Genomic DNA, 23719 nt, shown 5'->3' with positions numbered 1-23719 from the left:
GACCTGGCAGAGGTGGAAATTCTGATAGCGTTCCGACATGACAAGAGATGGAATTCTGGCAGGCAAGAACACGCTTATCGCCGGGGCCAGCAGTGGAATCGGTGCTGCGGCCGCCAGGGTCTTCTGCAAGGAGGGGGCGACCGTCACCCTGGTGGCCCGGCGCGAGGACAGACTCGCCGCGCTCGTCGCTGAACTCCGAGAGCAGGGGCACGAAGCCGACTATGTGGTCGCCGACGTCGCGTGCGACGCCGAAGTGGCCGCCGCCGTGCAGCATGCGGTGCGACGCTTCGGAAGGCTTGATGTTGCTTTCAATAATGCCGGTGCCGGTGCTGCGCAAATTCCGATGCACAGCATGCCGGAAGAAATCTACGACATGATTATGGACACCAATGTGAGAGGTGTCTGGAACTGTATGCGTCATGAGATCTCCGCAATGCTTGAGCACGGTGGATCCATTGTGAACACCAGCAGTACGGCGGGCCTTGTCGCCACTCCTGTCGCAGCGCCCTACATCGCCTCCAAACACGCCGTACTCGGTTTGACGAAAGCCGCCGCGGCCGAATACGCCGCGCAGGGCATCCGGGTCAACGCGATTACCCCGGGAACGACGCACAGCGAGATGATCGACGGCTGGATCGCAAGCGACCCCGAAGCCGAGGGACGGCTGCTGGGGGCGGCGCTGCTGCCCAGGATCGCCGAGGCCGAGGAGATCGCCGAGGCCGCGGCCTGGCTCGGCAGCGACCGTTCGTCGTTCGTCGTGGGCGCCACGCTGCCGGTGGACGGCGGCTGGACGGTCCGCTGAGACGACTCCCCACCCGCCGGACGTCCCTGACGATGCATCCCGTACCGGGATGCATCGTCAGGGGTGAGGTGGAGTCGAGCGACCCGTTCCGCCGGAGACGTGGCGACGGCTCACGCACCGCGCCGGCGGATCGGGTTGCTCGATGCTGCGGTGGTGCAGGGTGGCCGAGCGGACGACGGCGACGAGGTGGGGCCCGTTGCGGGCGGTCGACCGGGCTCGTACCTGTGGTGAGCCGATGCGCTGGACCTCGGGAGCGGTGTGGTCGGGAGGTGTGATCGAGCGAGCAGAAGCGCTGGGGTGCGTCGGACCGGCACTGCGGCAGCGGTCCGGATCCGGAGGAGTTCGGATGCGGCGGGACGGTGCCGCATCGGTCTCTGGGGGGACTCCGGTCTGGCGCTGCTTGTCAGAGCGGGGTTGCCTGGTGGAACTGGACGACGAAGGCGGGCTGTTGACCCTGCTCGCCGGTGACGCGGAGGGACGGTGAGCCGTCCTGGCCCGCGGCGAGCTCCGCCTGTATCCAGCAGGGGGAGTCGAACTCCACGTACCGGGTGCAGGTCACCTCGCAGGACGACGCCGCGAACGGCCGTCCGCCGAAGAGGGGATGCCCGGCCTGCAGGGCCGCCTCGAGCAGTACCATCGCGGGCACGTGGTTGTTGCTGTGGTCGAAGAAGAGTTCGTTGGCGGTGTCGGCCCGTAGCTGCCACCGGCCTGGTTCCCCGCCCGGTGAGAGCGCGACGTCGCACTTCCTGGTGCGGCGGACGGCGGCGGGATCCACCGGCTCGGGCAGTGTGATGTCCGTGGGCGGCCACTCGATGTCGTGCCGTTCGCCGCGCAGCCGTCGGTACGCGCCGGGCGAGACGATGCCGTAGCGGGTGGATCCCCTGCCGACGACCTGGCCGCCGATCCGGATCGCCATCCGCAGGGAGACCTCCGCGGGGGTCCTTCCCCGCATGCGCATGTCGCTCACGTACACATCGAGTTCGAGATCCGTGGGTGCGTGCGCCTTCTCCAGGAACCGCGGATCGAAGTGCTGGCTGATCTCCCAGACCACGAACTGATGGCCGAGCGGCACACCCAGCTCCGCGTGCGACGTCAGCAGGCCGGCCTGGCGGACCGTTTCGATGACGAGTGAGGGAGTGTAGCGCCCGTCCCGCAGGTGCAGCGGGTGCGTGGCCGGCCATCGCACGGAGACGGTGAAGTGTTCGTCCGTGTGCCGGACGATGCCGGTCGGTAGAACATCGCGCAGATAGGTCCGGTGGACGAGCTTCTTGGCCACCGCCTCGACCGGGCGGTGAGGAGCCGGCTCGGGAGCGATGGCCGGAAGATGCGCCTGGTGTCTCCCCCCATGGGAGCCTCTCGGCCTTGCGGCTGCGGTGCTCGTAGTCATTGCTCTTCCTTCTCTGCTGCTGTGAAGGTGCATGACGGGTTGGCTGGTCCCACCCCCGTGCCCCGTAAGATACGTGCATGCGGGTTTGTTTTTCAATGGCCGAGAGCGGTTCCGTGTGAATCGCGAGGGCTGTCGCCCCTCGGGGGTGTCAAGGCGCGGGTGAGGCGCGGATCGCCGCCCCGGCGCCGAGCACCGAAGGGCGCGCGGGGTGGCGACCGCTCCACCGGGCGCGGCGACCAGACCGGCGACTCGGTGGCTTGTGCCGGGTTTCCGCCCCATGAGGTCGGCGGGCCCCGGCCCGTCACGGTGGCCGATTCTCCGGCGCCCCGGCGGGCTCCGGAACCCCTACCTGACACACGGCGGCGAACTCGCCGCTGCTTCGGATCGTTCTTTCCGATGGTAGTTGCATACCCGCATGCCGGTTTGTTTCTCTTCTCCTGGCTCCGCGGGGGCCCGCAGCTTCCGTGTCCAGGAGTGGAGAAGCCAGATGATCAAACTTGATGACATCCGTCGGCACGCTGCCGACCGCCCGCACAGGTCCGCCGTCGTGGACGGCGAGAAGCGGCTGTCCTGGGCTCAGTTCGCCGACGTCGTGGACCGGTTCACCGCAGGACTGGCGGCTCAACTGCCCCCGGGCCGCCCGGCCCGTGCCGCGTTCCTCGCGGGCACCGGATGGGAGCTCGCGGTCGCGATGGCGGCCTGCCGCACCCTCGGAGTCTCCTGCACGGGACTCGACCCGGACCAGCACCCCGACGCCCTGACGCACACGTTGCGGGAGCTCGATCCCGTGGTGGTTCTCGTCGCCGAGGAGTACCGGGCTGTGCTCGGATCGTGCTCCTGGCCCGCCGGCGAGGAGGCGCTGCGCGTCCTGCTGGACGGGGGCGAGGCGACCGCACCGGGCGAGAGCCCGTTCGCCGAACTCCTCGCGGCCCAGCCGCTGCGGCAACCTCCCGCGCCGCCGGAACAGGGGTCGTTCACCGTGGTCCCCCGTGGCGCGGCGCCCAGGGTCGCGGTCCGGCCGGCCGGTGCCGAGGAACGAGAACTCGGCGATCACATCGAAGAGTTCGGCTTCGATGCGAGCGACGTCCAGCTGACCTCCGCCCCACTGTGGGAACCGCTGGCACAGAGCGTGACCCGCACGCTCCTGGCCGTGGGCGCCACGGTCGTTCTCGACAGGTCCGGGATCCCCGAGCGGCTCTGCACGCTTCTCGAGGACGAGGGGGTCACCACCGCTGTGATCGCACCAGCGGTCCTCACCCGGCTGCTCGCGCACCCGGCCTCCGCCGGGCGCACCCCCTCCGGCCGGCTCCGTTGCGTCCTCGCCTCCGGTCGGGACCTGGGCCGCTGGGTGGTCAACACGGCATGGGAGCGACTCGGCCCGGTGCTGCACCTGGCGTACGCGCCGCCCGAGACCGGCCTTGCCGCGATCATGGGGCCGGACGAGTCCCTGGTGGCCCGGATGCGGTCGGGCCGGGCGGCACTCGGCAGCACCCTCGTCGTCCTCGACCAGGAGGACCGGCCGGTGGCGGCCGGAACGCCGGGCCGGGTCGCGGTCGCGGGTCATCGGCTGATGGAAAGGTATCTCGACGACGAGCAGCCCTTCGTCATGGTCGACACCGGCCGGGGCCTACAGCGGTTCTTCGTGACGGACGACCGCGGTGTGCTGGACGGCCAGGGACTGCTGTCGCTGACGGGGCGCAGCGGCGGGGTGACGCGGCCGCTCCGTGACGGCGCCGTCGATGCGGCGCTCTTCCGGCTCGAGTCCGATCTGCTCAACCTGCCGTGCCTGCGGGACACCGCCGTACTGCGGGTCGACCTGCCCGCGCTCGGCGATGCGCTCGTCGTGCCCTTCACCGCGGTGGCCGTTGGTCGCGAGATCACCGGCCACCGGGCGCTGAGCGAGGCCTGCGCCCGCAGGGTGCCGTCGATCCCGGCGCATGTCATCGCCGTCGACTGCATTCCCTACAGCCCCACCGGCCGGATCAGGACGGCGGAGCTGCTCGAGGCGGTCGTCCCGATCATCACCCTGAAACTGCAGCTCGAGCAGTCGGAGCACCAGGAGATTTCCGCATGAGTGACACCTACGGTCACGAACCCTTCGACGTGGACGACTTCGCGTACGACGACTTCGCGTACGACGAGCACCCCTACGAGGCCGACGCAGGTGACCAGTTCGACACCGTCGGCGCCCGTGGCCTCGACGACGGCTTCTTCGCTCTGGAGCTGGACCTGCTGGAACTGCCCTGCATCCAGGAGTCCGCGATCGTCTGCACCGAACTGCCCGAGGTGGGCGAGACGGTGATCGCGGTGTACGTTCCGCTCTCGCCCGAACTGGAGATCGCCGGGCGCCGGGCCGTGCTCGCCGCCTGTGAGCGCCGCCTGCCCCGGCTGTTCTCGCACGCCGTCGCCCAGGACGGCATACCGCGCTCCGTCGAGGGCGCGGTGCGTGAGGACCTGCTGCTCGACCGGGTGCTGCCGCAGGTCGCGCGCGACCTGATGTCTCCGGCCGCGATGTCCGACTGAACCGGGCGGCATCCATGAGTCGTGTCGCGACACTGGAAAAATACATCCATGCTGGTATGTTATTTGGAGTGGGGGCGGTGCGTGGCCGCGGGAAGGGGCTGTGACGTGCAGATCCAGCAGTTGCGTGCGTTCCGCGAGGTGGCGAGGGAACTGAGCTTCACCCGTGCTGCGAGGAACCTCCATTACGCGCAGTCGAGCGTCACCGCCCAGATCAAGAGCCTCGAAGAGGCCATGGGCGCCGTGCTGTTCGACCGCAGCCGACGCCAACTCGGCCTCACCGAAGCCGGTCTGCGGCTGCTGCCGCACGCCGAGCGGATCATCGAGATCACCGAGGCCGCCCACCGCGACGTGGCGGGTGTGAAGGAGGCCGGCTGCCCGCCGCCGGAGCGCGGGCGGCGCACCCGCCCGCACGGCACGGCCCCGCGGCCGGCCGCGCGGCGCATCCCGGCCTGAACGCACGGCGCGCACGCCACCGAGGCACCGCGCTCGGCCTCGCCGAGGTCGCCCGGATCGCCGCCGCAGGCGAGGGCGACCTCGGGCTGCTCACCGCCACGAGGGGGGTGCCCTTCGAGGACGGCGGGCTGCGCCACGGCGATCCGGCACGCGCTCAGGGCGCCGGTCGCACCCGGTCGTGAGAGGGCCCGGTGGTGCCCCTGTCGCGCCCGGTCGTCGCCGTCCCGGCGCGGATCGGGCCGCGCGTGATTCGGCAAATGCCGGTGCGCGGCACGGCAACTGAGCGGTCGAGCCCGTTCCTAGAGTCAGATCGTCGGACCGTGTCCCCGAGACCTGGACACCCGTGTTCCCCGAGGCGCCGCTCTGCGCGTCGTACGAGAGCCGCCGCCCGCATACTGATTGGTGACTGACACATGTCCCGTGGAATTTCGATCGGCGTCGTCGGGGGCGGCGCGGCCGCCGTCTGCCTGATCGACGCGCTGGCCCGGAGCGCGAGCGAGCCCGGCCGTCTCACCGTCTTCGAGCCCTCACCGCACCTGTGGCGCGGCCGGGCCTACCAGGTGGACAGCGAGATCCTGCGGGTCAACTCGACCCCGGACGACATGTCCGTGCGCGCGGGAGACTCCGGCCACTTCACGCGCTGGCTGGAGGCCCGGGACCGTATCACCGGTATCGCCCAGGGCGTCGACCGGCTGTCCGGCGCCCGGTTCCCGCCGAGGACCGTCTACGGCGAGTACCTGGAGCAGACCGCCCACGAAGCCCTGCGCGGACTGCGCCGCGACGGCTGGCGGGTGGACATCATCGGCGGAGCCGTCACCGCCGCCGACCGGATGCCCGGCCAAGTGCTGCTGCACACCCGCCGGGGCCGCACCCGTGCCTTCGACTACGTCGTCCTGAACGTCGGCGGCGACGGCCCCAAGGACATGTACGGGCTCACCGGGACACCCGGCTTCATCGCCGACCCGTACCCGGTCGCCGGCAAGCTCCAGGACATCGACGTCCACGACGAGGTAGCCGTCATCGGCTCCGGCCTGACCGCCGTCGACGTGGTGCTCGCACTCGCAGCCGAGGGGCACCGGGGCCGGATCAGCCTGCTCTCCCGGCGCGGTGTGCTGCCCGGCGTCCGGCAGCGGCCCGCCTCGTTGCCGTTGCGCCACCTCGTCCCGCAACGGGTGGCCGAACTGGCCCTCAACCGCGGCGGCGTGAGCATCGAGGACCTCGCCGCCGTGCTGCGTGCCGAGTTCCGGGACGCCGGGGCCGACCTGGACACAGTGGTCCACGACATGCTCCGGGTGGACCTCGAGGAGCCGGTGGACCGGCTGCGCCGCCAGATCGACGAGGTCGACTCGCCCAACATGGGCCTGCGCATCCTCCAGCGCGCCGTACCGGAGACCGGCCCCGACATCTGGCCGCTGCTGCGCGAGGAGCAGAAGGTGCAACTCCTGCGAGCGCACTACCGCACCATCATGAGCCTGTGCTGCCCGATGCCGCCCAGCAGCGCGTCGGTCCTCCTCGACCTCGTCCGGTCCGACCAGTTGGAGATCTTCTCCGGACTGCAGGACATCACCCCGGCCGCGGACGCCGGCTTCGACATCGTCACGGCCGACGGCACACAGTTCCACGCGGACCGGGTGGTGAACGCCGTCAACGCCTCCGAGGGCCGCATCCCGCGAGACGCCCAGCCGCTCGTGACCTCCCTGATCCACACACGCGCGGCCAGTCGCCATCCGCACGGGGGCGTCCAACTCGCCCGCGCCACCAGTCGGCTGACCCGAAACGGCTGCCCCGACCCGCGCCTCTACGGCCTGGGCAACATCGCCGCCGGAGCGCTGTTCTTCACCTTCGGCATCCCCTCCCTGGTCGACCGCAGCCAGGACATCGTGGCCGCGATCCGCGAGCACGCCGAGACCGTCGGCCACGCCCGAGGCGACGCCGAATCCGCCGCCTGAGTCCGGACCCGACGGCTGCACCGCCCGCACCGCCCGCACCGAAAGGAGTGCCACGCGCCATGAGACCCACGGCCACCGAGCCCCGCCCCGCCTTTCTCGCGGACACCGCCACCGGACTGCCGTTCCCCGTCGAGCCGGACCCCTCCGGACCGGACGAGGCCCGCAGGCATCGCAAGCAGCGGCTCGCCGCCGCGCTTCGCCTGTTCGGCAAGTACGGTTTCGGCGAAGGCATCTCCGGCCACATATCAGTGCGCGACCCCGAGCACCCGGACCGGTTCTGGGTCAATCCGTTCGGCGTCTCCTTCCGCCGGGTGCGGGTCGCCGACCTGATCTGTGTCGACGCCACCGGGCGCGTGGTGCACGGCAACCACCGGGTCAATCCGAGTGCCTTCGTCATCCACTCCCGGATCCACGAACTCGGACCGGGTGTCGAGGCCGCCGCGCACGCCCACACGCCGCACGCCCGCGCCCTGGGCGCCCTCGGCCGACTCCTCGACCCCATCGATCAGGAGTCCGCGGCGTTCTACGGCCGACAGGTGCTCTACGGCGACTACCAGGGCCCTTCCGTCTCCGTCGAGCAGGGCCGGGACATCGCCGAGCGGCTCGGCGACAACCGCGCGATCCTGCTGCGCCACCACGGGCTGATCACTGTGGGGGGCTCCCTGGAGGAGGCCGTGCACTGGTTCCTCACCTACGAGAGCTGCGCTCAGGTGCAGCTGCTCGCCCGGGCGGCGGGCACGCCGCAGACCTTCACCCATGAGCAGGCCGTCGCCGCGGGCGCGGGTTTCGGTGACGAGCAACTGGGGCGGTTCAGCTTTCGGCTGCTCTGGGACGAGATCACCGCCGAGCAGCCCGATCTGCTCCACGAGTAGCCCCTGGCGGCCTCCGCACCCGCGCCGGCTCACCCCGGCCCCGGCACCCCCCACCCGGCCACCCTCTGCCTGCAAGACCCCGCACCCGGAACACAACGAAGGAACTGCTTTGGCTACGTTGCGATGGCTCACCGCGGGTGAGTCGCACGGACCGGCACTGACCGCCGTGCTCGAAGGGCTGCCGGCCGGGGTGGAGACCTCCACCGGCCACCTGGCTGACGCGTTGGCCCGCCGTCGCCTCGGTCACGGCCGGGGCGCCCGGATGACGTTCGAGCGTGACGAGGTGGCCTTCCTCGGCGGTGTACGCCACGGCCGGACCCTCGGCGGCCCGATCGCCGTCCAGGTCGGCAACGCCGAGTGGCCCAAGTGGCGGACCGTCATGGCCGCGGACCCGGTCGCCCCGGAGATCCTTTCCGGGCAGGCACGCAACGCACCGCTGACCCGGCCGCGGCCCGGTCACGCCGATCTCGCCGGAATGCAGAAGTACGGGTTCGACGACGCCCGGCCGGTCCTGGAGAGGGCCAGTGCCCGTGAGACGGCGGCCCGAGTGGCACTGGGCGCTCTCGCCGAGGCGTTCCTCCGGCAGGCCATGGGCATCGAACTCGTCTGCCATGTGGTGGCGTTGGGCGGTGTCCGTTCCGACACCGGATCACTGCCGGGCCCCGGCGACACCGAACGTCTCGACGCGGACCCCGTCCGCTGTCTCGACCCCGAGGACTCCGCCGCGATGGTGGCCGAGGTGGACCGCGCACGGCGTGCGGGGGACACCCTCGGCGGGGTGGTGGAGGTGGTCGGGCACGGCCTGCCGCCGGGCCTCGGGTCCCATGTCCAAGGCGATCGCCGGCTGGACGCGCGTCTCGCCGGAGCGCTGATGGGCATCCAGGCGATCAAGGGCGTCGAACTCGGCGACGGGTTCGCCCTCGCGGGCGTTCCCGGATCCCGTGCGCACGACGAGATCGTTTCCACCGGCGGGCGGATCGGCCGCAGGACGGCGCACTCCGGTGGGGTCGAGGGCGGCATGTCCACGGGCGAACTCCTGCGCGTCCGGGCCGCGATGAAACCGATCGCCACGGTCCCGCGCGCCCTCGCCACGGTGGACGTCGCCACCGGCGAAAGCGCCACCGCCCACCACCAGCGTTCGGATGTCTGCGCGGTGCCCGCCGCGGCCGTGGTCGCGCAGGCCATGACGGCGCTGGTGCTCGCGGACGCCGCCCTGGAGAAGTTCGGCGGCGACAGCGTCCCGGAAACCGCCCGCAACTTCCGCTCCTACCTCACCCACCTCGCTCCCGGATGACGGAACTCATGCCTCCCACACTCAGCGAAACCATCTCCCATGCGGCTCCCGCGGCCCGTACCCTGCCCGCCACCGCACCCTCAGCCCGCCTGACCGTTTCCGGGAAGGCGCCCTGTTCCGTCGTCATCGGGGCCGGCGTCTCCCGGAAGGCCGGCGAACTGCTGGGCACGTCGGTGCGGGTGGCCCTTGTGCACCCACCGGTCGCAGCCGTCCATGCCCGGCGGATCGCCGCGGAACTGGAGCAGAGCGGCCGCACGGTGCTGCCGCTCGTCGTACCGCCCGGTGAAGCCGCCAAGGACGCGGGGGTACTGGTGTATCTGTGGTCGCGCCTCGCCGAGGAGGGGTTCACCCGGTCCGACGCCATCGTCGCGGTGGGCGGCGGGGCGACCACCGATCTCGCCGGGTTCCTCGCGGCGAGCTGGCTGCGCGGAGTGCCGCTGACCCTGGTCCCCAGCACCCTGCTCGGCATGGTCGACGCCGCGATCGGCGGCAGGACGGCCATCAACATGCCCCGGGGCAAGAACCTCGTGGGGGCCTTTCACACTCCGGACCACGTGCTCTGCGACCTCGACCTGCTCCAGGGGATGGAACGCGCGGACTACGTCAGCGGGCTCGCCGGGGTCATCAAGGCGGGGATGACCGGTGACCCGGGAATCCTCGACCTCGTCGAGGCCGACCCGCGTGCGGCCACCGACCCGCGCAGTCCGGTGACCGCCGAGCTCGTCGAGCGCGCCGTGCGGGTCAAGGCCGGCTTCGTCGCCGAGCCGCCGCACGGCCACGGGCGCCCCGAGTTCCTCGACTACGGCCACACTCTCGCCCATGCCGTCGAGCACGCCGAGGGCTACCGGGTCCGGCACGGACACGCCGTTGCCATCGGGATGAGTTTCGCCGCCGAACTCGCCGCGCTCGACGGCCGGCTGGACCCCGAGCACGTCGAGCGCCAGCGCGAACTGCTCGTCTCCGTCGGACTGCCCACCGGCTGTCCGCGCGACACCTGGGAGCGGCTGCGCCCGGCGTTCGCGGTGGACAACGAGCCCGGCGGCCACCGGCTCCGCCTCGTCGTCGAGGCCCCGGGCCGACCGGTGCTGCTGGAGAACCCCGAAGAGGCGCTGCTGACCGAGGCCTTCTCCCGGATCGGCACGTGAGCCCCTGTGGGCTCGTTCTCGGACACCGCACGGGCCGGTCGGCAGCGGCCGGGAGGAAGCCGGCCGGAGGACCCGGCCCGCGCCGGGTCGGCACCGCCGGCCGGCTCCGACCTCGTGGCCGAACTGGCCCGGCAGGTGCTGCACTCGCTGCCCCGCAGCGACCAGCGGCGCAGCGGCGAGCTCTACATCAGAGGTCTCCTCGCCGCCCAGGGGCGCAAGACGATCCGCAATGTCGCCTCATCCACCGGCAGGACCGCCGACGCCCAGCGGCTGCACCACTTCATCAGCGAGTCGACCTGGGACTGGGTTCCGGTGCGGCGGGCCCTGGCCGACCGACTGGGGCGCGATGTACAGCCGTCGGCGTGGGTGGTGCAGGCCGTCACCGTCCCGCGCACCGGTGGCGTCCCCGTCGGGGCCGGCTCCGGTGCGGCCCTCCGCTCCGGAGCCGGTGTCAACGAGCAGCGCTCCGTGGGACTCTGGGCGGTCACGCCGCTCGGCGGCTTCCCGGTGGACTGGCGGCTGCTGCTCCCGCAGCGTCGGCCGGACGACCCCCGGCTGCGAGCGCGAGCAGGCATCCCGGAGGACGCCCGCCCGCTCGACGCGGTCGCGGCAGGGCTCGACATGCTCCCCGGGATTACGCGGCACGGTGCCCGGGGGCATGCACCGGTGCTGCTCGACGTCCGGCGCGCGTGTGCCGCCCGGACGGCGGCCGCTCTCGGTGTGCGCGGCCTGCCCCATCTGCTCCGCGTCAGCGCGTCGGAACTGCTCGTTCCGGTGGGGGTGCCGCCGCGACGCACAGGAGCTGCCGTCACGGCGGGGCAGCTGGCCGCGTACGCCGCCGCGGCCACCCGTTTCGCCGCGACCGGCCCGACGGGCGCGCCCCATGAGGTGAGCCGGTTCGTCTGCCGGGTGCCGGGCGCCGGGGCAGCGCGGCAGTCGGTCCTGCTCGTCGACAGGGATCCGCGCCGTCCGCGGCGCGCCGCGTTCTGGCTCACCGATCTGACCGACCACCCCGTCGACGCCCTGGTCCGACTGACCCGTGCCCCCGGCCTCGTGGCCGGGGAAGCGGCCGGTACCGGCCGCCGGGTCGGTCTGTACGACTTCGCGGGCCGCTCCTTCGCCGGCTGGCACCGGCACACCACGCTCGCCTCCGTCGCCCACACCGCGGCGCTGCTGCTTCCCACCCAAACCCCGGGCGCCTCCCGAACCGGGCCCGCCCGTACCGAAGACGCTTCCCGAACCGGCATCGCCTGCTGAGCGCCGGCCCGACCGAAGGAGGAAACCATGACCACCGCGTCGACCGGGGACCACCACCCGAGAACGACCACGCCGCCGTGGACGGACATCGACCGCAAGGCGGTCGATGTCGCCCGCGCCCTCGCCGCCGACGCGGTGGAGCGCGCCGGGCACGGCCATCCGGGCACCGCGATCAGCCTGGCCCCGGCGGCCCACCTGCTGTTCCAGCGGCTGCTGCGGCACGACCCGGCCGACCCGCGGTGGGCGGGCCGGGACCGCTTCGTGCTCTCCTGCGGACACTCCAGCCTGACCCTCTACACCCAGCTGTACCTGAGCGGTTACGCGCTCCGCCTCGACGACCTCAAGGCGCTGCGCACCGAGGGCAGTGCGACACCGGCCCACCCCGAGTACGGGCACACTCCGGGCGTGGAGACCACCACGGGGCCGCTCGGGCAGGGCCTGGCCAACGCGGTCGGCATGGCGATGGCCGCCCGCCGCGAGCGAGGCCTGTTCGACCCCGATGCCGCGCCCGGCGACTCCCCCTTCGACCACACGATCTGGGCCTTCGCCTCGGACGGGGACCTGGAGGAAGGCGTCAGCCATGAGGCGAGTTCGCTGGCCGGGCACCAGAAACTCGGCAACCTGGTTGTGCTCTGGGACGACAACCGGATCTCGATCGAGGACGACACGTCCATCGCCGTCTCCGAGGACGTGCTGGCCCGCTACCGGGCCTACGGCTGGCATGTGCAGCGGGTGGACTGGACCGAGGGCGAGGGCTACGCCGAGGACGTCCCGGCACTGCAGGATGCGCTGACCGCTGCCCGCGGCGAGAGCGACCGGCCGTCACTGGTGGCCCTGCGCACCGTGATCGGATGGCCCTCTCCCGGCAAGCAGAACTCCGGCAAGATCCATGGCGCCGCGCTCGGCGCCGCCGAACTGGCCGCCCTCAAGAGGGAACTCGGGCTCGACCCCGAGCTCACCTTCCAGGTGCCCGACGGCGTCCTCGCGCACACCCGCGGCGCCGCCGAGCGCGGCCGGATCGCCCACGAGGAGTGGGACAAGCGGTTTCGTGACTGGCGGACCGCCCAGCCGGAGCGGGCCGCCGAGTTCGATCGGATCAGCGCGCGCCGGCTCCCGGACGGCTGGCAGCGGGCACTGCCCGAGTTCCCCGCCGGTGAGCAGATCGCCACCCGCAAGGCGTCGGGCGAGGTGCTGACCGCCCTGGCCGGTGCCCTGCCCGAACTGTGGGGCGGGTCCGCCGACCTCGCCGACTCCAACCTCACCACGATGAAGGGCGAGCCGTCCTTCGTCCCCGAGGAGCACGCCACAACTGCCTTCCCGGGCCACCGACACGGCCGCACCCTGCATTTCGGCATCCGGGAGCACGCGATGGCCGCGATCCTCAACGGCATCGCGCTGCACGGCGGCACCCGTCCGTACGGCGGGACGTTCCTGGTGTTCTCCGACTACATGCGTCCCGCCGTCCGGCTCGCCGCGATGATGGCGCTGCCCGTGACGTACGTCTGGACGCACGACTCGATCGGTCTGGGCGAGGACGGTCCGACCCACCAGCCCGTCGAGCACCTGTGGTCGCTGCGCGCCATCCCCGGACTGGACGTGGTGCGCCCGGCGGACGCCAATGAGACGGTCGCGGTGTGGCGCGGCATCCTCGAGCGCACCGACCGCCCCGCCGGGCTCGCCCTCAGCCGGCAGAACCTGCCCGTGCTGGACCGCTCCCCGGCCTCCGGGCTCGCTTCTGCCGAGGGCGCCGTGCGGGGTGGCTACATCCTCGCGGAGGCCACCGGCGAAGTCCCCGACGTCGTCCTCATCGCGACCGGCAGCGAGGTCCCGATCGCCCTTGAGGCCCGACGCATCCTGGAGGAGGAGTCCGTCGCCACCCGCGTGGTGTCCATGCCGTGTCTGGAGTGGTTCGCCGAGCAGGACCAGGAGTACCGCGACACGGTGCTGCCGCCGGACGTCGAGGCCCGGGTCTCGGTCGAGGCCGGTTCGGCGCTCGGCTGGTACGTCCTCCTGGGGTCGGCCGGGGAGGCCGTCAGCATCGAGCAGTTCGGGGCGAGCATGCCCTACCGGCGGCTGTACGAGCAGTTCGGGCTCACCCCCGAGCGGGTGGCCGCGGCCGCCCGCAGCAGCCTGCTCCGCGCCGCGCGGAGGGCCGTGCGGTGAGGTCGGCGGGCGGCGGGCTCTGGTTGGACGGGATCGGCCGTCAGGAGCTGTACGACGGGACTCTCGGTCGGCTGGTGCGGGAGCACGGGGTACGCGGCGTCTGCTGCGTCCCGGCCGCCGGCGGGAGCGCGGGCCGGTCGGCGTACACACCCCATCTCGCCGTCCTGGCGTGGCGCGACCTCTCTCCCGGCGCGGCGCTCGGGGAGCTGCTCGCCTACGACGCACGCTGGGCGGCCGACCTGCTGCGGCCGCTGCACGAGACCTCCGCCGGGGCGGACGGGCAGGTCAGCGTCGCGCTCGACCCCCGTCTGGCGCATGCCGCGGACGCCTCGGTGGCCGCTGCGCGGCGGCTGGTGCGCGCCGTCGGCCGGAGCAATGTGCTGGTCGCGATCCCCGCGACCCTGCGGGGGCTCGGGGCGGTCGAGGAGTGCCTGGCCGCGGGGATCGGTGTGCATGCCACGAACGTCTACTCCGTCGAGCGGTACGTCCGCGTCGTCGATTCCTGTTTCGCCGGACTGGAGCGTGCCGCCAGGGCGGGGCGGGACCTCGCCCTGGCGGCTCCGGTCCTGTCGTTCGCCCTCGACGGCCTGGACGCGGCGGTCGAGCGGCGGCTGGGGGAGGCGGACGGGGGCGCGGCCGACGCGGTACGGGGCCGGGTGGCGCCGGCGAGCGCACGGATCGTGTGCGCACTCCACGCTCAGCTCCTCGGCAGCGCCCGCTGGGCCGATCTGGCCCGGCGCGGCGCCAGGGCGCCACGGCTGCTGTGGGGCACGCCCTCGGCCTCGCCGGACGACAACGGGACGGCGCACAGGGCCGGTTACGGTGCACGGCCGCCCGGGGGCGGTCTGGACCTGGTTGCGTGGGACGTGCTCCGGGCGGTGCCGGCGCCCGGTGGGGCACGGGCCGCGGTCGGTGCCGAAGAGGGGCCGCGCGACGAGGGTGAGGCCTGGGAGGTGCTCGCCGCCCTGCCCGGACTCGGTATCTGCTACCGGGAGCTGGCCACCGGGCTGGAGAGGGGGGCACTGGCCCGGTCCGGGCGGCGCAGGCACGAGGCTCGCGCGGCGGTCGCGGCCGCGCTGCGTGAGCGTCGCGCCTACCAGAGCGTGGCGTGAGCCGATCGCCCTCGCCGGACATGCCTCGTCGGTCCCGTGCGATCGAAAGGTGCGATCAGGTTTGAATACCAGCATGCTGGTATGTTTTCATGTAGGGGATCTGCCGGAGCCGTCCCACCGGGTCGGCTCCCCGGGTCCTCATGCATGAGGAGGGGTTGGGATGCCACGCGTGGAAGCCCTGGCACCACATGACCGGACGGCGGCAACGGGGGCCGGCAAGGCTCCCGTCGACCGTGGCGGCGTACGGATCGTCGAAGCGTGCGGCGAGACGCTCGACGGCACCACCACCCGCTACCGGTTCGGCGGGGTGACGGTGTCGCTGGTGCGGGGCGGGCCGCGCGAGCTGGTCCTCCCGAGCCATCGGATCGACGCGGCGCGGGACGGGTATTTGCGCGTGTGTCGCCCGCTGACCGGAGAGATCTGGGTGTTCCAGGACGGCCGGCACGGCGTGGTCCGCAGCCCCCAGCTGATCTGCTTCGACTCCACCCGACCGTACAAAGTGATCATGCCGGAGAACTTCCGCATGGTCGACGTGATGGTGCCGCACCGGCTGGTCGGCATCAGCGGCTCGGAGGCCGAGCACCTCACCGCGCAGCCCTGGGCCGGCGACCAGGGGCTCGCCGCGCTGCTGTCCACCCTCCTCGACGGACTCTGCCGGCACGGCAAGGAGGTCGAGACCGCGGTCGACCTGCTCGGCGGCAGCGTCGTCGGACTCGCCGCGGCCCTCTTCAGCGAGCGCATGCGCGATGTCGCGGCCGACTCCGAGGTCGCCAGACAGGCCCTCATGCTCCGGATCCAGGCGCACGTGCGCGAACGCCTCGCCGAACCCGACCTCAGCCCGGTCGTGATCGCCCGCCGCCACAACATCTCGCTGCGGTATCTGCAGAAGATCTTCCAGGAGTTCGGCATCAGCCCGGCCCGCTGGGTCAGGGACGAACGACTGGCGCGCTGCCGCTCGGAACTGGCCGATCCGGCCCTGGACCACCTGCCCGTCGCGCTGATCGGTGAACGGGCCGGCCTCTACGGCGCGTCCCGGTTCAGCCGGCTCTTCCGCGAGCGGTACGGCACCACACCACGGGAGTTCCGCAAGGAGAGGGCGGGACTGTGACGCCCCCTCAGGGCCTCGCGCTCCTCGACGGCGGTCGCGCCCCGGAACCCGACTGCGCGACCCTCGGCGAAGCGCTCTGCCGGGCGGCCGTGTCCGGCGCCCCCGAGGGCCTCCGCTTCATCGGTGCCGACGGCGGCGAGACCCACCGCACCTATGCCGAACTGCTCGACGAGGCGGCGCGGCTGCTCGCCGGTATCCGTGCCGCCGGGGTCAGCCCCGCGGAGCTGGTCCTGTTGCAGATCGCGGACACCCCCGATCTCGTCGCCGCCTTCTGGGCCTGCGTCCTGGGCGGCTTCGTGCCCGTCCTGGTCGGGGCCGGGGACACCGAGGCCGCGCCCCTGCTCCTCGACTCGGTCTGGACCCGGTACGGCAGACCACCGGCGATCACCGGGTGCGGCGTGCGCATCGGCGCGGACACCCGCTCCGACCCGCGCTGGGCCGGTGCCTGGCTCGGCACACCGGACCGGCTGCGCCGCCCCGGGGCCGACCGCGCGTGGTATCCGGCGCGCCCCGACGACCTGGCGCTGGTGCTGCTCACCTCCGGCTCCTCCGGCGCGCCCAAGGCCGTCACCCTCACCCACCGCAACATCCTCAGCCGCAGCACCGCCAACGCCCGTGCCCACGCGCTCACCAGCTCCACCAGAAGTCTCAACTGGATGCCGCTCGACCATGCGGGCGGACTCCTCCTGTTCCACGTCCGCGACGTCCTCGTGGGTGCCCACCAGGTGCACGCATCGCGTGCCTGGGTCCTGGAGGACCCGCTGCGCTGGCTCGACTTGGCCGACCGGCACCGGGTCTGCACCACCTGGGCACCCAACTTCGCCTTCGGGCTCGTCAACGACCAGGCACACCGCCTGGGCGGCCGAGGCTGGGACCTGAGCCGGCTGCGCTACATCCTCAACGGCGGCGAGGCGGTGCGCGGTGCCGTCGTGCGGCGTTTCCTGGACCTGCTCGCACCGTTCGGACTGCCCGCGGACGCGATGTTCCCCGGCTGGGGCATGTCGGAGACCGCTGCCGGGGTGGTGGAGTGCCGGTTTCCCGGGCCCGGCGCCGAGGAGGAGCGGTACGTCGCCGTCGGGCGCCCGCAGCCCGGTACAGCGGTCCGCTGCGTCGACGCCGCAGGGCGCACCGTGCCCCTGGGCACCCCGGGACATCTGCAGGTGACCGGCGCGTCGGTCACCCACGGCTACTACGACGACGCTGCGCAGAACCGCCGGTCGTTCACGGCGGACGGCTGGTTCAGGACCGGGGACCTGGCCTATGTCAAGGACGGTGTCCTCACCGTCACCGGTCGCGCCGACGATGTCATCGAGGGGACGGGCAGCGGGCCGGGCCGGCACGGCCACGAGGTCGAGGCGGCGGCCGAGGAACTCGACTTCGTCACCCCCTCGTACACGGTGGCCTCGACCGTGGCGGGCCGGGACGGACTCGCCGTGTTCTTCCATCCCCGGAACGGCGGCGGGCCCGGTTCCGACGCCTCGCGTGCTGCCGCCGCGATCCGGGAACGGGTGGCCGACCGGCTCGGGTTGCGCGTCGACCACGTCGTGCCGCTGTCCAAGGACGACGTTCCGAAGACGGGCGCGGGCAAGCTCCGCCGAACCCGGCTGCGGCGGTGGTTCGAGTCCGGCGGTGCCGGCATCGCCGATCCCGGCACTGCTGACGAACGGAACAGGACAGGACTAGGGGAGAAGACACCATGAACGAGGCCACTCCACCCAGAGCCTCCTCGGCCGCCGCCGCACCGGCGGCGCTGCGGATCGGGGTACTGGGCCCCCTGGAGGTCCGCACAGAGGGACGGGACCGAACACCGACGGCGCCCATGGCCAGGCGGGCGTTGGCGGCGCTGCTGCTGAACGCCAACCGGCTGGTCTCGACCTCGACCCTGATCGAGGAGCTGTGGGAGGGCGAGCCGCCGCGGCTCGCCCGCAAGACCGTGCAGACGTACGTCTACCAGATGCGCCAGGCCCTCAGGCCCGGCGACTCCGTCGGTACCCGGACCGACCGGCTGGAGACCGGGCCCGGCGGCTACCGGCTTGTGCTGCGCCCCGGTGAGCTCGACCTGTGGGAGTTCGAGCACCAGGTGGCCCGCGCACGCATCGCCCTGAGCGAGGGAGATGCCGCGGAGGGCGCCAGACTCCTGCGCGAAGGGCTCCGGCTGTGGCGCGGCGAGCCGTTCGCGGGCCTGGAGGCCGGTCCGCTCCTCACCGCCCAGATCGCCCATCTGGCCGACAGCCGGCTGGGGGCACTGGAACTGCGTATCGACGCGGAGCTGCAACTCGGACGTCACCGGGCCCTGGTGGGGGAGTTGCGCAAGCTGACCGCCGACCATCCGCTCAACGAACGGTTCACCGCCCAGCTGATGACGGCCGCACACCGGGCAGGTCAGCGCGGGGCGGCCCTCGACGCCTTCACGCGGTTGCGCCGGGGCCTGGTGGACGAGCTGGGCATCGAACCGTCGGAACAGCTGCAGGAGTTGCAGCGGACCGTGCTCGGCGCGGAGGCGCCCGTCGAGGCCGCCGCCGAGGCAGTGACCACGCGGTCCGTCGCGCCGTCCGGCCGGGCCGGGACCGCACCGGCCGTCGCGTCCCAGATCCCCGCGCCGACAGCCGATTTCGTGGGACGCGAGAGCGAGCTGGACTTCATCACCGGGTGTCTCGACGAGCCGGGCCCACGGGTTCTGACCGTGCTCGGCCCTGCGGGCGTGGGCAAGAGCGCCCTGGCCGTGCACGCCGCACACCTGCTGCGCGACCGATTCCCCGACGGCCGGCTGCACGCCCGGCTGCACGACGGCGCGGACGAACCTCGTGAACCGGCGGCCGTGCTGCGGGCGTTGCTCAAGGCCGCCGGCGCGGCGGAAGACCTGGACCCCCGGGGACCGGCCGACGAACTCGCCGCCGTCTTCCGCGACTGGAGCTCGGAACGCTCGCTGCTGGTGCTGCTGGAGGACGCCGCGGGCACCGACCAGGTGCTGCCCCTGCTGCCGGGAGGCACCCGGAGCCTGGTCCTGGTGACGTCCCGGATCAGGCTGCCCGGACTGACCGGTGCGCGAGGTCTGTCACTGGCGCCGCTGACCACCGACGACGCGGCCGCCTTCTTCACCCGCGTGGCCGGGGCCTCGCGGGTCGGCGGGGATACGGCGGCGCTGCGGGAGGTCGTGCAGCTGATGGGCAACTTCCCGCTCTCGCTGCGGGCGGTGGGCGAGAAGTTCGCGGCCCGTCCGATGTGGACGCTCCCCGATCTCGCCCTCGGTCTGCGGGACGAGAACCAGCTGGCGGCGGAACTGCGCGACGACGCCTGCAACGCGCTCGCCAGGGCGACCGGTGCCATCGCCAGGCTCGCCCCGCCGCTGCGCCGCGCGCTGCACCTCCTCGCGGCAGCACCCGGCCCGTTCGACATCGCGAAGGCCCGCGAGCTGCTCGACTGCGACACCTGGAGCGCCCAGTCCGTCGTGGGTCAATTGCTGGACCGTCATGTGGTGATGGCGACGGAGCAGGCAGAGGCGGCGACGGCCGCGGCCATGACCTTCCGGGTCCACGACCTCATCCGGATGGCGACGACCCGCGAGGAGGCGGCGGACGGCCGTGTCCTGCCCCTGACCGGACGTTCCGGCGCCGGCCGGTTCACGGCCACGGGGTGAGGCGCGGGCGTGCGGTGGCCCGGGCTTGGCCGCCTCTTCGCCCTGCCTTGATCGGCCGGCTCGACGCTGGGACCGTGGCCGGGCCCGTCCGGTCACGACCGACCCGATGAGGGGAAGCGGAATGGGTGCTGCAGAACAGGAACTCGCGCCGGCGTGGTTGGTGGTGCCGGCGGGGATCGAGATCGAACCGCCCCCGCCCCGGGAGACGTCCGCCGACGCGGCCGACGACCGCACGGCGCTCGGTCTCGGCTGGTGCCTCCCGCCCGCCCTGGGGCGTGCGGAGCAACGGGTCCGGTCCCGTCAGTCCGCCGAGGCGGCCTGACGGGACCGGCTCGGAGCGGGCGGGCCGCACGGGCCGGTGTCGGGGAGGCCGGTGGAGCGGATACCGGCCCGGCAGCCGGTCGGAGGGCTCCTCACGTCCCCACGGGCCCCGCGGCGGCCTGCCGCGGTACGGGCCGCGGAGATCGCTCCGGTACCGGGGCGTGCCGGGCTCGGCGCGCCGCGGGGAGGACACGGGCCGGCCCCGAACCCGGCGCTGTACGCCCCGCCTCGCTCACGCCTCGGACCCGTCGCCGACGGACGAACCGCCTCGTCCGAATCCCCACGTGCGAAGTCCCGTCGGAGGCCCTCCGCCCGAGGCCCCTCACGGACCCCGCCCGGAGGCTCCCACGAACCCCTGAAGTACCACCTGACCTGGCTCTTTCCCGCCGCTTGGCGGCTCCTTGGACGGGCCGGTCGAAGCTCCTGCAAGAGCGTTACGCAGGCCGATAACCGGAATGAGCGGCGAGGTGGATTGCGATGCGAACGACGAGACCGCAGAACTGGATGACGGATGGCGACTGGCCCGGCACCGTGCACGTGGAGAACCGGGCCACCGTCCTGGCGGAGCTCGGCTCGGTGCTCTTCGCCTCCCTGCCACGCAGGGACCAGCGCCGCAAGGGCGTCGAGTACGTCCAGGGCCTGCTCGGAGTCAAGGGGCGCAAGTCGATTCGCAACATCTCGTCCCTCTTCGGGGGCGAGTCGGCCGAGCAGAGTCTGCACCACTTCATCAGCGGCTCCACCTGGGACTGGGCCCCGGTGCGCCGGGCCCTCGCCCGGCACATGGAGGAGATATCCCCGACCCGGGCCCATGTACTGCGGCCGCTGGTCATCCCGAAGGCCGGGGACAGTTCGGTGGGCGTGGACCGCCGCTTCTGCGCCCACCGCGGCCAGATCATGAACGCGCAGCAGGCCGTGGGTGTCTGGGCCGTGTCCGACGAGAGCAGCACGCCGGTCAACTGGCGGTTGCACCTCCCCGCGGCCTGGCTCGACGACGAGATTCGCCGGCGCCAGGCATCGATCCCGGACACGGCGCTGCCGGAGACCCTCGACCAGTGCGCCGTCGAGGCGTACGTCGGCATCACCAAGGGGTGGGGGCTGCCGACCCGGCCGGTCGTCATGGACGCCCGGGAGGCGGATCTGGTGCGCACCGTACGCCACCTGTCTGCGGCGGGGGCACCGATGCTCCTGCGCATCGGCCCGGGGGAGCGCCTCACCGTGACCGACCCCGGCCTGCCTCGCATCCGGCCTGGGCTGACGGCATATCAGATCATGACGGTGGCGCGCCCGCTGCGGCACCCGGTGATCCAGCAGGAGACCGGCCGAGGCGATGCCGTCCGCACCGGACTCGCCGCCTGCGTCCGGGTGGAGATGCCCGCGGGGCCCGGATCGGCGCGCCGTTCCTCCCGGGAGATGGTGCTGCTCGGCATCGGCGAGAGCGGGGGCCGCTGGCCGGCCGAGCTCTGGCTCAGCGACATCGCGGGCGCCCACCCGGCTCAGCTCCTGAGACTGGCCCGGCTCACCCGCCAGGTCGACCGGGACTACGCGCGGATCGCCGAAGAGGTCGGCATCAGCGACTTCTCGGGACGCTCCTTCAGCGGCTGGCACCGCCACGCCACGCTCGCGTCGGCGGCCCACGCGGTCAAGGTGCTCTCCGGAACGGCGAACACCTCCATGGTGGCGACTCACGACCAGCAGGCGCGGGCCACTGCCTGATCCCGTGCGGCATGCCCCCAGCGCGGGCGCATTCTAGGACCGGTGACCCGGCCCGTCGGATGAGCCGACGTCGCTGCGTCAGGTCCGGGGAGCGGAGGATCCCGGACCTGACGTACTGACGGCACCATCTGACGGATTGCCGAGGCTCCGTTGGCCGCCTCAGAGCTCCCGACACACGATCGGCGGAAACCGAACCGCCCGAGTGTCGAGGAGCTCCGATGGCTGGAAAGCTACAGATCGCCGCTGGGCCGCGGTCTGCCCGTGAGGCGGCCGCGACCCGTTCGCCGGCGTCGGCCGGCGGACGTTCGGTGGTGCGCACCTCGGCCGGTCTCGTCGCCGGCGTACGCGACCACGGCGTCACGGTCTTCCGCGGCGTTCCCTACGCCAGGCCGCCGGTCGGCCCGCTGCGCTTCGCCTCCCCCCGGCCGCCGGTGCCCTGGCGGGGAGTGCGGGAGGCCGTGCGGCCGGCGCTGGCCTCGTGGCAGCAGCCCCTGCCGAACCGTCCGTCGCCCGCCAGTGGCGAGAACTCGCTGTACGCCGACGTGTGGACCCCCAGCACGCAGGGCTCACGTCCGGTTCTGGTCTATGTCCACGGCGGCGGCTGGACCACCGGCGCGGGCAGCCTGCCGGCGTACGACGCCACCCGTCTGGCCGACCGCGGGGACCTCGTCGTCGTCACCTTCAACTACCGTCTGGGAGCATTCGGCTTCGGACTGCACGAGGACCTCACCGACCCCGAGACGGGCGAGTTCGCCAACTGGGGGCTCCAGGACCAACTGGCGCTCCTGCACTGGGTGCACCGCAACGCCGCGGCCTTCGGCGGAGATCCCGGCAACATCACCCTGTGCGGCACATCCGCGGGCGGCGCCTCCACCTGGCAGCTGGCCCTGCTGCCGCAGGTGCGTGAACTGGTCCGGCGTATCGTGCCGATCAGCCCCAGCCATGCTCTGGCTCCCGCCACCTCGCTGACTCCGGACGATGCCCGCACGGTCTACGAGACCCTGGCGAGGCGACTGGGCAGCACGGTGGCCGGACTGCGCACGGTCCCGGCGGACCTGCTCGGCCGAGCCTGGCACGAGATCTTCGCGGGAGACCCGGACGACCGTGTCGTCAGCAGCGGCCGCTGGTACCGGGGGCCGGTCGTCGACGGGCGCACCATGCCGGACTACGCCCATGAACTGCCGACCGTGAACCTGCCCGTGCTGTCCGTGCACACCCGTACCGAGGGGTCCTTCTACACCGGGCCCGCCTCCCCGCAGCCCGCCTCCGCGCCCGACGGCCCGCTCGCCCTGCGCAAGGCCGTCCTGGACGTCATGCGGCTGGCGGTGCCGGAGGCGGACGGAGACCTTGCCGACTCCTGTGTCGCCACCTACCGGGAAGCCGCGGCCGTCGCCGGAGGCCCGTGCGACCCGCGGGCGCTGTGGACCGAGGTCTGGGGCGACCTGATGTTCCGGCACCAGATCGTCCGCTTCGCCGAGCGGCACGCCCGAGAGGGCACGACACCGTGGTACGCCATGGAGTTCGCGCACCCGGCGCGTGCGCCGCACTTCGGTACGCCGCACGAGGCCACCTCGCCCTTCCTGTTCGGCACCCATCGACTGCCGGAGTTCGCCGCCGTGTTCGGCGACGGACCGGTCGAACGGCTGCTCTCCGACATCCTCGTCGACGCCGTCGCGGCCTTCGCCCGCACCTCGCGTCCTTGTACGCCGAACATCCCCGACTGGCCCCGGTTCACCCCCGAGAGCCCCAGCACGCTGATCCTCGGTGGCCCCTCGGTGACGGCGACCGTCACACCGCAGCTCCAGCATCTGAGGTTCTGGGACTTCGTCAGCCGGCTGCCGAGCGCGTGAACCCGCCCCACCCGGTCCGGGGCCCGCCGTACGGCGCTCCGAGCCGTGTACGAACCGCCCGTACGGCACCACGCGGCCTCTTCGAACCGCCGTAGGCGGTCGAGGTCCCCTCGATGAGTTCCCGCACCGCACG

Annotated in this window: 18 protein-coding genes; 17 read left to right on the top strand and 1 reads right to left on the bottom strand. The window is 72.6% G+C overall.

Going from position 1 to position 23719, the window contains the following annotated elements; genetic code table 11:
- Positions 1 to 37: 37 nt before the first annotated feature.
- Entirely contained in the window at positions 38 to 802 is a 765-nt protein-coding gene (locus tag AB0J10_RS17875; protein ID WP_363062569.1) for a glucose 1-dehydrogenase, read from the top strand.
- Positions 803 to 1205: 403 nt separating this feature from the next.
- Here AB0J10_RS17875 and AB0J10_RS17870 read toward each other — a convergent pair whose 3' ends face one another.
- Positions 1206 to 2078 (bottom strand): ScbA/BarX family gamma-butyrolactone biosynthesis protein, encoded by an 873-nt coding sequence (locus tag AB0J10_RS17870; protein ID WP_363062567.1) that lies wholly within the window; start codon positions 2076 to 2078, stop codon positions 1206 to 1208.
- A gap of 598 nt (positions 2079 to 2676) precedes the next feature.
- Here AB0J10_RS17870 and AB0J10_RS17865 point away from each other — a divergent pair.
- The 16 genes from AB0J10_RS17865 (at position 2677) to AB0J10_RS17790 (ending at position 23586) form a co-directional block, all read left to right on the top strand.
- On the top strand, positions 2677 to 4263 hold the full coding sequence (locus tag AB0J10_RS17865; RefSeq protein WP_363062565.1) for a class I adenylate-forming enzyme family protein: 1587 nt from the start codon (positions 2677 to 2679) through the stop codon (positions 4261 to 4263).
- Positions 4260 to 4712, top strand: coding sequence for a hypothetical protein (locus AB0J10_RS17860; RefSeq protein WP_363062563.1), 453 nt, complete (start codon positions 4260 to 4262; stop codon positions 4710 to 4712). Before AB0J10_RS17865 ends, AB0J10_RS17860 begins: the two co-directional genes overlap by 4 nt.
- Before the next feature lie 105 nt (positions 4713 to 4817).
- Positions 4818 to 5165, top strand: coding sequence for a LysR family transcriptional regulator (locus AB0J10_RS17855; protein ID WP_363062561.1), 348 nt, complete (start codon positions 4818 to 4820; stop codon positions 5163 to 5165).
- Between the two features lie 413 nt (positions 5166 to 5578).
- On the top strand, positions 5579 to 7114 hold the full coding sequence (locus AB0J10_RS17850; protein ID WP_363062559.1) for an FAD/NAD(P)-binding protein: 1536 nt from the start codon (positions 5579 to 5581) through the stop codon (positions 7112 to 7114).
- Positions 7115 to 7173: 59 nt separating this feature from the next.
- Positions 7174 to 7986 carry a class II aldolase/adducin family protein gene (locus tag AB0J10_RS17845; protein WP_363062557.1) on the top strand — a complete coding sequence of 271 codons (813 nt, stop codon included), beginning with the start codon at positions 7174 to 7176 and terminating at the stop codon, positions 7984 to 7986.
- A gap of 109 nt (positions 7987 to 8095) precedes the next feature.
- A complete protein-coding gene (gene aroC, locus AB0J10_RS17840) occupies positions 8096 to 9280 on the top strand; it encodes a chorismate synthase (RefSeq protein WP_363062555.1) in 1185 nt (394 codons plus the stop codon).
- A gap of 8 nt (positions 9281 to 9288) precedes the next feature.
- Positions 9289 to 10425, top strand: coding sequence for a 3-dehydroquinate synthase family protein (locus AB0J10_RS17835; protein ID WP_363062553.1), 1137 nt, complete (start codon positions 9289 to 9291; stop codon positions 10423 to 10425).
- A gap of 6 nt (positions 10426 to 10431) precedes the next feature.
- On the top strand, positions 10432 to 11682 hold the full coding sequence (locus AB0J10_RS17830) for a transposase (protein WP_363062551.1): 1251 nt from the start codon (positions 10432 to 10434) through the stop codon (positions 11680 to 11682).
- Positions 11683 to 11709: 27 nt separating this feature from the next.
- Positions 11710 to 13845, top strand: coding sequence for a transketolase (tkt, locus tag AB0J10_RS17825; RefSeq protein WP_363062549.1), 2136 nt, complete (start codon positions 11710 to 11712; stop codon positions 13843 to 13845).
- Positions 13842 to 14957, top strand: coding sequence for a transaldolase family protein (locus AB0J10_RS17820; protein ID WP_363062547.1), 1116 nt, complete (start codon positions 13842 to 13844; stop codon positions 14955 to 14957). Before tkt ends, AB0J10_RS17820 begins: the two co-directional genes overlap by 4 nt.
- Positions 14958 to 15117: 160 nt before the next feature.
- Positions 15118 to 16065 (top strand): helix-turn-helix domain-containing protein, encoded by a 948-nt coding sequence (locus AB0J10_RS17815; protein ID WP_363062545.1) that lies wholly within the window; start codon positions 15118 to 15120, stop codon positions 16063 to 16065.
- Complete coding sequence (locus tag AB0J10_RS17810; RefSeq protein WP_363062543.1) at positions 16062 to 17765, top strand: AMP-binding protein; 1704 nt, start codon at positions 16062 to 16064, stop codon at positions 17763 to 17765. Before AB0J10_RS17815 ends, AB0J10_RS17810 begins: the two co-directional genes overlap by 4 nt.
- Positions 17762 to 19702, top strand: a complete 1941-nt coding sequence (locus tag AB0J10_RS17805; RefSeq protein ID WP_363062541.1) for a BTAD domain-containing putative transcriptional regulator — start codon at positions 17762 to 17764, stop codon at positions 19700 to 19702. The genes AB0J10_RS17810 and AB0J10_RS17805 overlap by 4 nt, the downstream gene beginning before the upstream one ends.
- A gap of 121 nt (positions 19703 to 19823) precedes the next feature.
- Positions 19824 to 20024: a hypothetical protein gene (locus tag AB0J10_RS17800; RefSeq protein WP_363062539.1), complete on the top strand. Its 201-nt coding sequence runs from the start codon at positions 19824 to 19826 to the stop codon at positions 20022 to 20024.
- 476 nt (positions 20025 to 20500) lie between these two features.
- The gene (locus AB0J10_RS17795; protein ID WP_363062537.1) at positions 20501 to 21736 is read left to right on the top strand and encodes a transposase; all 1236 of its coding nucleotides are present in this window, start codon (positions 20501 to 20503) and stop codon (positions 21734 to 21736) included.
- A gap of 218 nt (positions 21737 to 21954) precedes the next feature.
- Complete coding sequence (locus AB0J10_RS17790) at positions 21955 to 23586, top strand: carboxylesterase family protein (RefSeq protein WP_363062535.1); 1632 nt, start codon at positions 21955 to 21957, stop codon at positions 23584 to 23586.
- Positions 23587 to 23719: the final 133 nt, after the last annotated feature.

Origin of the sequence: Streptomyces sp. NPDC049887, assembly GCF_040656535.1 — a bacterium.
In the GTDB taxonomy this organism is placed as follows: Bacteria; Actinomycetota; Actinomycetes; order Streptomycetales; family Streptomycetaceae; genus Streptomyces.
The sequence above is the reverse complement of the archived record's forward strand: the minus strand, read 5'-3'. Positions and strand labels throughout refer to the sequence as shown.